The organism is Streptomyces sp. NPDC030799 (assembly GCF_055572255.1).
Map to the genome: position 1 here is coordinate 127065 of NZ_JBVIDS010000002.1, position 14137 is coordinate 141201.

Sequence of the window (14137 nt, forward strand, 5' to 3'; positions counted from 1 at the left end):
CATCGTCGCAGGCGGCACCGACAACGGGCCTCCCCCGCACGGGGGAGACGCTCCCCACCGGCGGGGGAGGCCCCGACACCCGTCAACAGCAAGGCTGTTGCCATGACCAGCATCGACGTACGCGACCTCAGCAAGGAGTACGGCGGACGGCGGGCCGTGGACCAGCTCACCTTCAGCGTGCGCCCCGGCCGCGTCACCGGCTTCCTCGGCCCCAACGGCGCCGGCAAGTCCACCACCATGCGCCTCGTCCTCGGCCTCGACCGGCCCACCTCGGGCACCGCCACCATCGGCGGCCACGCCTACGCGGCCCTGCGCGAACCGCTGCGCCGGGTGGGCGCGTTGCTCGACGCGCGGGCCGCGCACGGTTCCCGCAGCGCGCGTGATCATCTGCGCGCCCTCGCCGCGAGCAACCGCATCCCGGACCGCCGGGTCGACACGGTGCTGGAGGAGACCGGACTCGCCCAGGTGGCCCGGCGCCGGGTTCGCACCTACTCCCTCGGCATGCGCCAGCGGCTCGGCATCGCCGCCGCCCTTCTCGGGGACCCCGAGGTCGTCCTGCTCGACGAACCCGCCAACGGCCTCGACCCCGAGGGCATCGTCTGGATCCGCACGCTGTTGCGCCGGCTCGCCGGTGAGGGCCGTACGGTCCTGGTCTCCAGCCATCTGATGAGCGAGACCGCCGCCTTCGCGGACCACCTCGTGATCCTCGGACGAGGGCGGCTGCTGGCCGACACGCCGGTCCGGGAGTTCATCCACGCACGCGTACGGCCGCACGTCCGCATCCGCACCAGCGAGCCCGCCGCCCTGGACGACCTGCTCGCCCGCCACGGCCTCGACGCCACCCCGGACCCGGACGGGTCCAGGACCGTGCGGCACGCGAGCGTGGACGACATCGGCCGGCTGATGTCCGAGGCGGGTCTGCCCGTCCTGGAACTCGCCGCACACGAGGCCACCTTGGAGGAGGCCTATCTCGATCTGACCGCTGCCGAAGCCGAGTTCACCGCACTGCCCCAGGAGGCCTGAGCATGGAGTTCGCACCCGTTCTGCACGCCGAGTGGATCAAGATCCGTACGCTGCGCCCGCTCGTCGGCAGCCTGGCCGCCGTCCTCCTCGTCACCACCGGGTTCTCGGCGCTCGCCGCCGCCGGCGCCGCCGGCTCGGATCCGCTGTACTCGGTGTTCTTCGGCGTCGGCCTCGGTCAGATCGCCGCGATCGCCTTCGGTACGACAGCCGTCTCGGCCGAGTTCCGGGGCGGCGCACTACGGCTGACGCTGTCGGCGGTGCCCGACCGCCTGCGGTGGTTCGCCGCCAAGGCCACCGCGATCGCCCTGCCGGTGCTGGCCGTCGGTTTCCTCACCGGGCTGGTCACCCTGCTGGTCGGGAAGGCCGTCCTCGGTACCTCGGGGCCGGTCTGGGGTGAGGGGCTGCGCGGCGCGGTCGGCTGCGCACTGCACCTGACCCTGATGGCGCTGTTCGCGGCCGGGCTCGCGGCGGTGCTGCGCAGCGGTGTCGCGACCCTGTCCGTGCTGATCCCGTTCCTGCTGATCGTGTCCTTCGTCATCGGCGACCTGTCCGGAAGCGTCGCCGACTTCCTCCCCGACCGGGCCGGCCAAGTCGCCCTGCACAGCACCTGGGACGGCGCCCTCGGCCCGTGGAGCGGGCTCGCGGTGACCGCGCTGTGGTCGGCGGCCGCCCTGCTGGCCGGCGCGTGGTCCCTGCACCGCAGGGACGCCTGACGGCACGCCAATTGTCAGTGGTGCCCGCTTTACTGGATCGCATGGACATCGCGAACCACCTTGCTGTGATCGACCAGCTGTGCGGCCGGGAGTTTCCGGCGGAGCACGGCAGGACGGACGTCGGCACGGGCGGGCCCGGGTACCTGATAGCCGAGTTAGAGACGAGCGGTGACTTCCACGAGGACGACGGCACCGAGCGGGAGGAGACGCAGGAGCAGTACGAGGCGGACCGGGACGCCCTCGGGGAGCGGCTCGCCGAGCGATGGGGACCGGTCGACGCGTTCAGCCTGTCCAGCACCTTCGAGCGGGCCATGGAAGGGGAAGACGTCGACGAGCCATGGGCCACGCTCGCCTCGCACGTACCGGATGTACACCTGTGGAAGGCGCCGGCGGGCCGCTGGGTCGCCCTGGGCGTGTCCCAGTGGGACGACGAGCTGCCGTTCCAGCTGCTGGCGGTGGTCACGTCCATCGACCCGCCGTGACCGCCAGGCCCGCGACGCCGGGATGATCCAAACGACACCCCCTAGGCCGGCGCCGCGTCCCGCAGCCGGGCGAACTCCTCCGCCATGGTCGCCGTCGTCCAGTGCGCGTTCAGCCCGCTGGGGTTGGGCAGCACCCAGATCCGGCTGTCCCCGATGGTCCGCTCCTGTGGTCCGACCTGCGCGGTACGGTCGCCGAAGGCGGCCCGGTAGGCGGTCACCCCGACCACGGCCAGCCACCCTGGGCGCAGCCGGGTCACCTTCTCGGTCAGCACCAGCCCGCCCTCGGCGTACTCCTCGGCGGTCAGCTCGTCGGCCCGCGCGGTCGCCCGTGCCACGACGTTCGTGATCCCCAGCCCGTACGACAGCAGTTCCCGCTGCTCGGCGGGCTTCAGCAGCCTCGGCGTGAAGCCCGACAGGTGCAGCACCGGCCAGAAGCGGTTGCCGGGACGGGCGAAGTGGTGACCGGTCGCGGCCGTCATCAGTCCCGGGTTGATGCCGCAGAACAGCACACGGAGGCCGTCCGCGACGACATCCGGTACCAGACGGTCGCGGGCGGCCTCCAGATCCGCCTTCGTCAGGCGGGTCAGAGGATCGCTCCGGGGGTGTAACCGGCGGCCTCCGGGTGCTGCTTGACGATCTCCTCGATCCGGCCGGCGACCACACCGACCTGGTCGGCGGCGGCGCCGGTGAAGGACAGCTTGTCGGCCATCAGCGCGGCGAGCTGCTCGCGTTCGAGGGGGAGCCGCTCGTCGGCGGCGAGCTTGTCGAGCAGGTCGTTGCGCTCGGCGCCCTGCTCGCGCATCGCGAGCGCGGTGGCCACGGCGTTCTCCTTGATCGCCTCGTGCGCGACCTCGCGGCCGACCCCGGCCCGCACCGCGCCCATGAGCACCTTGGTGGTGGCGAGGAACGGCAGGTAGCGGTCGAGCTCGCGGGCGACGACGGCCGGGAAGGCGCCGAACTCGTCGAGGACGGTCAGGAAGGTCTCCAGCAGGCCGTCCAGCGCGAAGAAGGCGTCCGGGAGTGCGACGCGGCGCACCACCGAGCAGGACACGTCGCCCTCGTTCCACTGGTCGCCGGCCAGCTCGCCGGTCATCGAGGCGTAACCGCGCAGGATGACCATGAGGCCGTTGACCCGCTCGCACGAGCGGGTGTTCATCTTGTGCGGCATCGCGGACGAGCCGACCTGGCCCGGCTTGAAGCCCTCGGTGACCAGTTCGTGCCCGGCCATCAGCCGGATCGTCCTGGCCAGCGAGGACGGCGCGGCCGCCAGCTGCACCAGCGCGGTGACGACCTCGTAGTCCAGGGAGCGCGGGTAGACCTGGCCGACCGAGGTGAACGCCTGCGAGAAGCCCAGGTGCCGGGCGATCCGGTTCTCCAGCTCGGCGAGCTTGGCGGCGTCCCCGCCCAGCAGGTCCAGCATGTCCTGTGCGGTGCCGACCGGGCCCTTGATGCCGCGCAGCGGGTAGCGGCCCAGCAGCTCCTCGACCCGGCCGTAGGCGACGAGCAGCTCGTCGGCGGCGGTCGCGAAGCGCTTGCCGAGGGTGGTGGCCTGCGCGGCCACGTTGTGCGAGCGGCCGGCCATGACCAGCTCGGCGTACTCGCCGGCCAGCTTGCCGAGGCGCGCCAGCACGGCGACCGTACGGTCACGCATCAGCTCCAGCGAGAGCCGGATCTGCAGCTGCTCGACGTTCTCCGTGAGGTCACGGGAGGTCATGCCCTTGTGCACGTGCTCGTGCCCGGCGAGGTCGTTGAACTCCTCGATCCGCGCCTTCACATCGTGCCGGGTGACCTTCTCGCGCTCGGCGATCGAGGCCAGGTCGACGGTGTCGAGGACACGCTCGTAGTCGGCGATCGCCTCGTCCGGCACCTCGATGCCCAGGTCCTTCTGGGCGCGCAGCACGGCGAGCCAGAGCTGCCGCTCCAGCTTCACCTTCTGCTCGGGGGACCAGAGCGTGGCGAGCTCGGCGGAGGCGTAACGTCCGGCGAGGACGTTCGGGATGCGGGGCTTGGCGGGCGCAGAAGTCACGTGTCCAGATTCTACTGGCGGTTTGTGCAGGCCAGCGCCACACCTCGGTTCGGCGGAAGCTACGAGACGTCCGTCACGGACACCTGCCCGCACGACGGCCCCACGGGTGAGGCTATGCCTGGGCCTCGTACGGCAGCAGTTCCGGACGCTTCGGCGGGCGGCCGTCCCCGGAGGAGCGGCCGGTCAGGCGCCGGCCTATCCACGGCAGCAGGTGCTGCCGCGCGAAGCGCGCGTCCGCCGCCCGGCGCGACACCCAGCCCGGCGGGAGCGTGGCCGGCATCGGCACATGCCACTCGGTGTCCTCCGGCTCGTACCCGAGCGCCTGCCACACCGCCTCGGCGACCCTGCGGTGTCCCTCCGCCGTCAGGTGCAACCGGTCCACGTCCCACAGTCGGGGGTCGGCGAGCGAGCGCGCTCCGTACAGGTCGACGACGACCGCGCCGTGCTTGGCGGCCAGCTCGTCCACGCACGCGAACAGCTCCTCCATGCGCGGCCGGAACCGCTCCAGCACGGGGCCCCGGCGGCCGGGGCTGCGCATCAGCACCAGCTGCTTGCAGGACGGCGCCAGCCGCTCCACCGCCTCGGTCAGCAGACCCTTCACGCGGCCCATGTCGCATTTCGGCCGCAGGGTGTCGTTGAGCCCGCCGACCAGGGTGACCACGTCGGCGTTCATGGCCGCCGCCGTGTCCACCTGCTCGTCGACGATCTGCCCGATCAGCTTGCCGCGCACGGCCAGGTTGGCGTACCGGAAGCCCGGTGTCCGGGCGGCCATCCGTGCGGCGAGCAGGTCGGCCCAGCCCCGGTAGGAGCCGTCGGGCAGCAGGTCCGACATGCCCTCGGTGAAGGAGTCGCCGACCGCGACCAGGCTGCCGTAAGGGGGAAGTGTGGGATTCGTCTGCATGGCGTGAGCGATGGTATCCCGGCTCCATACCCGCCGGTCGGTCGGCCCGGGAACGCCCGGCAGGACCCTGCGTCATCCCGGAGCGGGCTGCCCGAACAGCTGCCGCAGCACGTCCTCCATGGTCACCAGGCCGGCCAGCCGGCCGTCGTCGCCGAGCACCGCCGCCAGATGCGTACGGCTGCCGCGCATCGCGGTGAGCACGTCGTCCAGCGGGGTGCCCTCGCGCACTCGCGCGATGGGCCGCATGTCCCGCAGCCGGAACGCCACGTCCCGCGGCGCGGCGTCCAGCGCGTCCTTGACGTGCAGATAGCCGACGATCCGCCGGCTCGCGTCGACCACGGGGAACCGGGAGAAGCCCGACTCGGCCGACAGCCGCTCCAGCTGCTCGGGGGTGACGCCCACGCGCGCGTACACCACCCGTTCCAGCGGCACCACGACGTCCCGTACGGGCCGGCTGCCCAGCTCCAGGGCGTCGTGCAGCCGCTCCTGCGCCCGGTTGTCGATCAGGCCCGCCTCGCTGGCGTCCTTGACGATCTCGGCGAGTTCGGTGTCCGTGAAGGTCGCGGCGACCTCGCCCTTGGCTTCCACCCTGAGCAGCTTCAGCAGTCCGTTCGCGAAGGCGTTGACCGCGAAGATCACCGGGCGCAGGGCCTGGGACAGGGCGACGAGCGGCGGGCCCAGCAGCAGCGCGCTGCGCACCGGTTCCGCGAGCGCGATGTTCTTGGGCACCATCTCGCCCAGCAGCATGTGCAGATAGGTCGCGAGGGTCAGCGCGATCACGAAGGACACGGCGTGGCCGGCGCTCACGGGGACACCGACGGCGTGGAACACCGGCTCCAGCAGATGCGCGATCGCCGGTTCGGCGACCACACCCAGGACCAGCGTGCACAGCGTGATGCCGAGCTGGGCGGCGGCCAGCAGCGCCGACACGTGCTCCAGGCCCCACAGCACTGCCCTCGCGCGCCGGTCGCCCTCCTGGGCCAGCGGCTCGACCTGTGAGCGGCGTACGGAGATCAGCGCGAACTCGGCGCCGACGAAGAAGGCGTTGACGACCAGGGTCGTCAGCCCGATCAGCAGCTGAACGGCGGTCATCGTGCCTCCTCCGGGGTCTCGTGGGCCTGTTCGTCGTCCAGCGGCGCGTGCAGCAGCACGCGCGCCGCACGGCGGCCCGAGGCGTCCACCACGTCCAGCCGCCAGCCCGCGACCTCGACCGTGTCACCGGTCCGCGGTATCCGGCCCAGCAGGGTCGCGACCAGCCCGGCCAGGGTCTCGTAAGGCCCCTCGGGCACCCGCAGGCCCACGCGCGCGAGCTGGTCGGTGCGGGCGGCGCCGTCGGCCGAGTACAGGGCCCGCCCGTCCTCGTCCGCCCCGGCGGGGGCGAGGTCCGGCGTCTCGTGCGGGTCGTGCTCGTCGCGCACCTCGCCGACGACTTCCTCGACGATGTCCTCCAGCGTCGCCACGCCGGCCGTGCCGCCGTACTCGTCGATGACGACGGCCATGGTGCGCCTGCCGCCCAGCCGGTCCAGCAGCCGGTCGACGGTCAGGGACTCGGGCACGAGCAGCGGCTCGCGCATCACCTGGGCGACCGTGCGGTGGCGCCGCTGGTCGGCGGGGACGGCCAGCACGTCCTTGATGTGGGCGGTCCCGACGACCGAGTCCAGGGTGCCCCGGTAGACCGGGAACCGGCTCAGCCCGGTGGCCCGGGTCGCGTTCGCCACGTCCTCGCAGGTGGCCTGGGTGTCGAGGGCGACGACCTGGACGCGGGGGGTCATCACATTCTCCGCCGTCAGGTCGGCCAGGTTCAGCGTGCGCACGAACAGTTCGGCGGTGTCCGGCTCCAGTGCGCCCTCCCTGGCGGAGTGCCGGGCGAGTGCCGCCAGCTCCTGCGGTCCGCGCGCGGAGGCCAGCTCTTCGGCGGGCTCGATGCCGAGCCGGCGCACGAAACGGTTGGCCGTGTTGTTCAGATGCGTGATGAAGGGCCGGAAGGCGGCGCTGAACCAGCGCTGCGGATTGCCCACCCGCCTGGCCACGGCCAGCGGTGAGGAGATCGCCCAGTTCTTCGGCACCAGCTCGCCGACGACCATCAGGAAGACCGTCGACAGGGCCGTACCGAGCACGAGGGCGGCCGAACTCGCCGTGCCGCCCGACAGACCCATCGCCCGGAACGGGCCGGCGAGCAGCTTGGCGATGGACGGCTCGGCGAGCATGCCGACCACCAGATTGGTCACGGTGATGCCGAGCTGCGCGCCGGAGAGCTGGAAGGTCAGGTTCCGTACGGCCTTCAGGGCGCCGGGGGCGCCGCGTTCGCCACGCTGGGCGGCTCGCTCCAGCTCACCGCGCTCCACCGTGGTCAGCGAGAACTCCGCGGCGACGAAGGCGCCACAGGCGAGCGCCAGCAGGATCGCCACCAGAAGCAGGAGCACTTCGGTCATCGGGTCACCCCCGTCCCATGCTCGGACAGGGCAGGACGGGACGCGCGGTGGCGCGTACTGGGAGGGTCGCCCATGGGCGGACGCTCACAACCTTTCATGGAGGGCCGAGTGCTCCCTCAATGGTAAAGGATGAGCAAAAGAAGGTCGGCGGCTCAGTCGGTGAGCGGCTTCACCCAGCGCCGCCAGTGCTCCTCCGGGCCGTAACCGGCGGCGCTCCAAGCGTGCTGCGCCCGCTCGTTGCGGACCAGCACCATCGCGTCCGCACGCCGCCCGCCGAGCCGTACGAACCGCTCTTCGGCGGCGGCCAGCAGCGCCGAGCCGATGCCCTGCCGGCGCCGCCGCGGATGTACCGCGAGCCGGTACAGATGGCAGCGCCAGCCGTCGAAGCCCGCGATCACCGTGCCCACCAGCTCGCCGTCCTGCTCGGCGAGGATCAGGGCCTCCGGGTCGCGGGCGACCAGCCGCTCCACCCCGTCCCGGTCGTCGCTGATGCTGGTGCCCTCGGCGGCCGTCTTCCAGAAGGCGAGGACGGTGTCGAGGTCGGCCTGCGCCGCCGGGCGTATACACAGGTCAGTCATGTGATCATCGGATCACGGAGGGGGTGGCCCGGGTGTGGATTTCCATCATGCGGACTCCTCGCGCAGCCGCTCCATCACCGGCGCGAAGGCCTCCATGTACGGCTCCAGGACGGTCAGGTACGAGAAGCCGAACCGCTCGCGCTGCGCCCGCACCCGCGCGACGACGTCGTCCAGCGGGCCGGCCAGCACGATGGGCAGAGCCAGTGCGTCGTCCAGGGTCAGCTGCGACTGCCGCTCCAGGAGCGGCTTCAGCACCGGTCCTGGGTCGTCCGTGACCGCCACGAGCTGGACGAGCAGGTTCAGTTCCGCCTCTTCCGCCCGGCCCGCCGCGAGGCTCCGGTAGCGCGCCACCCGCTCGTCCAGCTCCTCGGCGGTGAGCGGCTCCAGCCCGCCCGGTGTCCTCCCCGGCCGGGCTCCGGTGAAGGCCGCGATGTCCGCGTGCTCGGCGGTCAGCCGCAGCATCCGGTCGCCGTTGGCGCCGATCAGCAGCGGCACCCGGGACTGGGCGCAGCCAGGCTCGTGATCCGGGGAAGTGAGCAGCCGGTCGAGCTCCGCCACCGTACGGCGGAGGTGGTCCACCCGCTCGCCCGGCGAGCCGTACGGCAGCCCGGCCGCCTCGTGCTCGGCCGGAACGTACCCGGTGCCGAGGCCGAGTTCGAGGCGCCCGCCGGTCAGCGCGTCCGTGGTCGCCACCTCGCGGGCCAGCAGCGCCGGGTTCCAGAATCCCGCGTTGAGCACGAACGTGCCCAGCCGGGGGCGCTCGGTCGCCTCGGCCGCCGCGACCAGCGCCGGGAACGGGGCGACCATGCCGAGGTGATCCGGGACGAGGATCACGTCGTACCCCAGCTCCTCGGCGCGCCGGCACTTCGCGCGCCACTCGGCGGCGGGCGCGGGCGTGAGCAGATTGACCCCGAAGCGGAACGGACGCGGCATGAACTCTCCTCGTGGGCAGGTGACTTGATCCTGGCCCTGGGATTCCATCACGTCCGCCGCACGCTCAGCAGGGCGCCTCACTCGTGGGCGATCGCCGCCAGCACGTTCATCCGTGACGCCCGCAGCGCCGGCAGCAGAGCCGCCACCACGCCCACCACCGCCGCACCGATGACGACGGCGACGATCGTCGTCCAGGGGAACGCCAGCGCCGTCAACCCGCGCAGGGCCAGCACCTGCTGCATGCACACGCCCCACACGAGCCCCAGCGCCAGCCCGAGCACCGCACCGAACACCGCGATCACCACCGATTCCAGCCGGATCATCCGGCGCAGCTGCCGCCGCCCCAGCCCGATCGCGCGCAGCAGCCCGATCTCGCGGGTGCGCTCCACCACCGACAGGGCGAGGGTGTTCACCACACCGAGCACGGCGATGACGATCGCCAGGCCGAGCAGCGCGTACACCAGGTACAGCAGGACGGCGATCTGGTTGTGGACCAGGTCCTTGTAGTCGGTCTGATCGCGCACCTGCACCTGCGGGAACGGCGTGAGCGCGCCTTCCAGACGGGGCCGCAGGTCCTGCGGTTTCGTTCCGGTGGCCGCGTTGACGTAGAGCGCGGAGTCCTGGGCGCCGGGCGCGAACTTCGCGAGGGTCGCCAGGCCGAAGTAGATGCCGCCCTCGGTGCCGAAGCCCTCCGTCGTGGCCTGGTCGGTGAGTGCCGAGACGGTCAGCTCGGTGTGCCGTCCGCCCGGGAACTCGACCGGCACGACGCTGCCGACGCGCACACCGTGGTCCCGGGCGAAGTCCGCGTCCATGGCGAGATGCCCGGCCGCGAGCGCGGCCCGCGAACCGCCCTGCGCGTAGGTCATGTGCAGGACGTCGTCGAGCCCGGGCCCGTAGGCGGCGGCGGTCGTCCGGACCGGGTCTCCCTTCGGCAGCCGTACGGCGACCGGGGTGAGCCGCTGCGGAACGACGAGCCCGACGCCACGCGTGCGAGCCACGCCGTCCCGCACCTCCTTGGTGAACGGAGCGAAGTTGGTGTTCTGGACGATGAAGTCGGCGCCGAGGTTCCTGTCGATCTGCTGGTCGAACGACGCCGACATCGAGGCGCTCGCCACCGACATCCCGCCGACCAGGGCCAGGCCCACCATGAGGGCGGCGGCCGTGGCACCCGTACGACGCGGATTGCGCAGGGCGTTGCGCTGGCTCATCCGGCCGACCGGGCCGAACAGCGCGGGAAACGCACCGCCCAGGACCCGGATCACCGGCCGCACCAGCAGCGGGCCGGCGACCACGGTCGCGATCAGCGTCAGGACCACGCCGAGACCCAGCAGCGAGGCCGCCTGCGCGATCTTCGTGGCCGCCGCACACCCGGCCAGCGCCGCCACCCCGGCCGCCCCGACCACCGCCCCGACGACCGCCCGCACCGTCAACGGCTTGCCCACACCGGCGACCTCGGCGTCGGCGAGCGCCGCCATCGGCGAGACGGCCGCCGCGCGCCGCGCGGGCAGATAGGCGGCCACGAGGGTGACGCCGAGACCGACGACGTACGCCGCGACGGGCGTGCCCCAGCCGATGACCATTTCCGTGGCCTTCAGGTTCATCCCGAACGCGCTCATCAGCCGGATCAGCCCCAGCGCGAGCCCGATACCGGCCAGCAGGCCGAGTGTCGAACCGACCAGCCCGAGCAGCAGCGCCTCCGTCAGCACCGAGCGCCGCACCTGCCTGCGGTCCGCGCCCAGCGCCCGCAGCAGTCCCAGCTCGCGCGTGCGCTGCGCGATCAGCATGGAGAAGGTGTTGACGATGAGGAACACGCCCACGAGCAGCGCGACACCGGCGAAGCCCAGCATCACGTACTTGATCACGTCGAGGAAGGTGCCGAGGCCGGCCGCCGCCGACTTGGCCTGTTCGCCGGCGGTTTTCAGGTCGTAGGTGCCGGTGCCGATCGCCTGGCCGACACGCTGCTTGAGCTGCGCGTCGGTCACTCCCGGCGCCGCGTCCGCCGTGATGCTGGTCGCCTGTGCGGCCGACCCGAGCAGTTCCCGGCCCGCGACCGCCGGGTCCAGGAAGACCAGGGCGGCGCCGGGGTTGGTGGTGGTGAACGTGGCGATGCCGACCACCCGCACCCGGAACGTGCCCGGCTGTGCCTGCACGGTCAGCGTGTCGCCGATCCGTACGTGCCGCTTGCCGGCCGTGTCGGCGTCCAGCAGCGCCTCACCCGCACCCCGCGGCGCATGGCCGGAGGTGAGCTGCACCGGGCTGCGATGCGTGACGTACCAGGCCATCGTGAGCGTCGGTGCGCCCGTGGTCGGGCCGACGGGCTTGTTGCGGGCGTCGACCACCACGGCGTTCTCCACCGACACCTCGGCGCGGGCCGCCGCGACGCCGTCGACCTTCGCCACGCGGTCCCGCAGCGCGGCGGGCAGGGTCTGCACCGCACCGCTCAGCCGGGCCGACCGCAGATCCTGCTTCGGCTGAACCGTCACATCGGCGGCGGTGGAGGCGAACAGCCGGTCGAAGGTACGCGTCACGGTGTCGGAGAAGATCAGACTGCCCGCGACGAACGCCACGGACAGGATCACGGCCAGTGCGGACAGGGCGAGCCGCCCCTTGTGCGCGAGGAAGCTCCTCAGGGTCGCTTTCAGCACCGGGTCAGCCCTCCTGGACGGTGCCGTCGCCGAGCCGGCCCCGGACCACGTCGAACTGCTTCATCCGTTCCAGTACGGCGTCCGCCGTCGGCTGTGCCATCTCGTCCACGATCCGCCCGTCGGCCAGGAAGAGGACGAGGTCGGAGTGGGCGGCGGCGCCCGGGTCGTGCGTGACCATGACGACCGTCTGCCCGAGATCGTCCACCGCGTCGCGCAGGAAGCCCAGCACCTCCAGACCGGCCCGCGAGTCGAGGTTCCCGGTCGGCTCGTCCGCGAAGATCAGCTCCGGCCGGGAGGCCAGCGCCCGCGCGCAGGCGACCCGCTGCTGCTGACCGCCGGAGAGCTGGGCGGGCCGGTGCGTCAGCCGCGCGCGCAGCCCCAGCGTGTCGATGACCTGGTCCAGCCACTGCTCGTCGGGCTTCCGGCCCGCGATGTCCATCGGCAGGGTGATGTTCTCGGCGGCCGTCAGGGTCGGGATCAGGTTGAACGACTGGAACATGAACCCGACCCGGTCCCTCCTGAGCCGGGTCAGCTCCCGTTCCTTCAAACCGGTGATCTCGGTGTCGCCCAGCCACACCTGACCGGCCGACACGGTGTCGAGGCCCGCCAGACAGTGCATGAGCGTGGACTTCCCCGACCCCGAGGGGCCCATCACGGCGGTGAAGCGGCCGCGCGCGATGTCCACGTCCACCGAGTCCAGGGCGATCACGGCCGTCTCGCCGGAGCCGTAGGCCTTGGTCAGTCCGCGGGCGCGGGCCGCGATTCCGCCGTTCGGCGTGCGGCCCGGGGCGTGCTGCGCAGCTGGTGTGGACAAGACAGCCTCCCGGTCGTTCGAACCGCCCGTTCCCGGGCGAGCGTAAGGGACAGGCCGACCCGGCGCAGCGCGTACGCGCGCCCTTGTCTTGCTAGCACCTCGGCGCTAGCGTCGAAGCATGGCGAAGACCCAGCTGAACGTGCGCGTGGACGAGGGCACCGCCCGCGCGGCCCGCGAACGCGCCCTGGCCCGTGGCATCAGCGTCAACCGCTATATCGAGGAGCTGGTCAGACAGGACACCGGTGAGGCCGGCCGTACGTTCGTCGAGGCCGCCGCCGACTTCATGAAGCAGTACGAGTCCGTGTTCGCCGAGGAGTTCACCGAGACCCCCCGCGGTGCCGGCACCGGGGACGGCCGCTGATCCCTTGAACGAGCTCAGCATCGACCTCGCCTGGCTCCTCATGCTCGCCGAGCAGAAGACGCCCGGGGACCCGCAGGTCACCGACTGGGGCGCACTGGTCGCCGCCGTCGCCCGGCACCGCGCCGAGATATTCGGCGTGCCGGTCTACGACAACCCGCACGCCCGCGCCGCCTCCCTGCTCCAGCTGCTGGTCCATCTGCCGGCGCTGGAGCGCTCCAACGCGCTGTTCGCCTCGGCGGTCGCCTACGCCTACCTGGTCGCCAGCGGCGTGAAGGTGGTCACCACGCCCGAGCAGGTGCGCGACCTCGCCCGGCTGGTGAAGGAGGGCGCGGCCGACGTGGACGACATCGCGCGGGAGCTGCGGCGCTGGAGCCTGTGATCAGCGCGTGAACGGCTCGTCCGGGCGCCAGGCGACGCCGAGCGTGCAGTACGACGCCGGCAGCGCCGGACCCCTCTGCGGCATCATCACGCACCGGTGGGGGCCGAGGGCGAACCCGGCCTCGCGCAGCGCGGCCACCGGCCGGCGGGCCACGTGACATCCGCCGGTCAGCAGGGGCCACACGGTCCGGTCCAGCGTGCGCTGGGTCAGTGTCATCAGCGGGCCACCGCCCCGGCCGTGTTCGAAGAACCGCACCTGGCCGCCCGGCCTGAGCACCCGCCGCACCTCGCTCAGCGCCCGCGGTACGTCCCGCACGCTGCACAGCACCAGGGACAGCACCACCGCGTCGAAGGCCTCGCTCTTGACCGGCAGCGCCTCTGCGGCGCCCGGCACCACGTCGACCGGGACCTGGGCGCGCAGGGCCGACTCCAGCGCCAACTTCCTGAGCAGCGGCTCCGGTTCGATCGCCACGACCTCCGCGACGGTGCCCGGATAGTGCGAGAAGTTCAGCCCGTTGCCGGCGCCTATCTCGATCACCCGTCCGGACAGCCCGGCGAGCAGCCGCTCGCGCACCCCGGCCATGCCCAGCCGGGTCTCGGCGCTCACGCTGTACCGGGCGTAGCAGCGGGCGGACAGCGGATGGTGCACGGGACTGCGCGCGACCTTGCCGGAACCGGACAGCAGCCGCATGGCGAACCTCCCCGACGGACGACAGGGCCTAGGACGACAGGGCCTAGGGGGAGTGTCCCCCGCACAACGCCTCCACATCCCCGCCACCCGCCCCGGACTCCGCCTCGCCCGCCCACCATCCGACTCGGTCGGCTGGAGGGTGGGCCCACTACGCGGCTCG

Annotated in this window: 15 protein-coding genes; 5 read left to right on the forward strand and 10 right to left on the reverse strand. The window is 72.4% G+C overall.

Features of this window, described 5'->3' with window-relative positions:
• The first annotated feature begins 102 nt into the window (after window positions 1-102).
• Genes ACZ41I_RS04455 through ACZ41I_RS04465 form a run of 3 tightly spaced genes read left to right on the forward strand, consistent with a single transcriptional unit; the run spans window position 103 to window position 2218 of the window.
• The gene (locus ACZ41I_RS04455; protein WP_363217770.1) at window positions 103-1023 is read left to right on the forward strand and encodes an ABC transporter ATP-binding protein; all 921 of its coding nucleotides are present in this window, start codon (window positions 103-105) and stop codon (window positions 1021-1023) included.
• A gap of 2 nt (window positions 1024-1025) precedes the next feature.
• On the forward strand, window positions 1026-1736 hold the full coding sequence (locus tag ACZ41I_RS04460; protein WP_468513134.1) for an ABC transporter permease: 711 nt from the start codon (window positions 1026-1028) through the stop codon (window positions 1734-1736).
• Between the two features lie 41 nt (window positions 1737-1777).
• Window positions 1778-2218 (forward strand): hypothetical protein, encoded by a 441-nt coding sequence (locus tag ACZ41I_RS04465; protein ID WP_468513135.1) that lies wholly within the window; start codon window positions 1778-1780, stop codon window positions 2216-2218.
• 41 nt (window positions 2219-2259) lie between these two features.
• Here the strand turns inward: ACZ41I_RS04465 and mug are convergent, their stop codons facing one another.
• From mug to ACZ41I_RS04510, 9 genes are all read right to left on the reverse strand, one after another.
• Entirely contained in the window at window positions 2260-2805 is a 546-nt protein-coding gene (gene mug / locus ACZ41I_RS04470; protein WP_399763563.1) for a G/U mismatch-specific DNA glycosylase, read from the reverse strand.
• The gene (gene purB / locus ACZ41I_RS04475; RefSeq protein WP_363217773.1) at window positions 2802-4244 is read right to left on the reverse strand and encodes an adenylosuccinate lyase; all 1443 of its coding nucleotides are present in this window, start codon (window positions 4242-4244) and stop codon (window positions 2802-2804) included. The genes mug and purB overlap by 4 nt, the downstream gene beginning before the upstream one ends.
• Window positions 4245-4356: 112 nt before the next feature.
• A complete protein-coding gene (locus tag ACZ41I_RS04480; protein WP_468513136.1) occupies window positions 4357-5145 on the reverse strand; it encodes an SGNH/GDSL hydrolase family protein in 789 nt (262 codons plus the stop codon).
• Between the two features lie 72 nt (window positions 5146-5217).
• On the reverse strand, window positions 5218-6237 hold the full coding sequence (locus tag ACZ41I_RS04485; RefSeq protein WP_399763243.1) for a hemolysin family protein: 1020 nt from the start codon (window positions 6235-6237) through the stop codon (window positions 5218-5220).
• Window positions 6234-7577, reverse strand: coding sequence for a hemolysin family protein (locus tag ACZ41I_RS04490; protein ID WP_363218378.1), 1344 nt, complete (start codon window positions 7575-7577; stop codon window positions 6234-6236). Before ACZ41I_RS04490 ends, ACZ41I_RS04485 begins: the two co-directional genes overlap by 4 nt.
• 152 nt (window positions 7578-7729) lie before the next feature.
• On the reverse strand, window positions 7730-8155 hold the full coding sequence (locus ACZ41I_RS04495) for a GNAT family N-acetyltransferase (protein WP_363218377.1): 426 nt from the start codon (window positions 8153-8155) through the stop codon (window positions 7730-7732).
• A gap of 45 nt (window positions 8156-8200) precedes the next feature.
• Window positions 8201-9088 (reverse strand): LLM class F420-dependent oxidoreductase, encoded by an 888-nt coding sequence (locus tag ACZ41I_RS04500; protein ID WP_468513137.1) that lies wholly within the window; start codon window positions 9086-9088, stop codon window positions 8201-8203.
• A gap of 77 nt (window positions 9089-9165) precedes the next feature.
• Window positions 9166-11733: an ABC transporter permease gene (locus tag ACZ41I_RS04505; protein WP_468513138.1), complete on the reverse strand. Its 2568-nt coding sequence runs from the start codon at window positions 11731-11733 to the stop codon at window positions 9166-9168.
• A 4-nt stretch (window positions 11734-11737) separates the two neighbouring features.
• Window positions 11738-12547, reverse strand: a complete 810-nt coding sequence (locus tag ACZ41I_RS04510; protein ID WP_399763234.1) for an ABC transporter ATP-binding protein — start codon at window positions 12545-12547, stop codon at window positions 11738-11740.
• A gap of 118 nt (window positions 12548-12665) precedes the next feature.
• Between ACZ41I_RS04510 and ACZ41I_RS04515 the strand changes: the two genes are divergently transcribed.
• Window positions 12666-12908, forward strand: coding sequence for a toxin-antitoxin system HicB family antitoxin (locus ACZ41I_RS04515; RefSeq protein ID WP_363218373.1), 243 nt, complete (start codon window positions 12666-12668; stop codon window positions 12906-12908).
• A gap of 4 nt (window positions 12909-12912) precedes the next feature.
• A complete protein-coding gene (locus ACZ41I_RS04520) occupies window positions 12913-13287 on the forward strand; it encodes a fic family toxin-antitoxin system, toxin component (protein WP_363218372.1) in 375 nt (124 codons plus the stop codon).
• Here the strand turns inward: ACZ41I_RS04520 and ACZ41I_RS04525 are convergent, their stop codons facing one another.
• Window positions 13288-13977, reverse strand: coding sequence for a class I SAM-dependent methyltransferase (locus ACZ41I_RS04525; protein WP_468513139.1), 690 nt, complete (start codon window positions 13975-13977; stop codon window positions 13288-13290).
• Window positions 13978-14137: the final 160 nt, after the last annotated feature.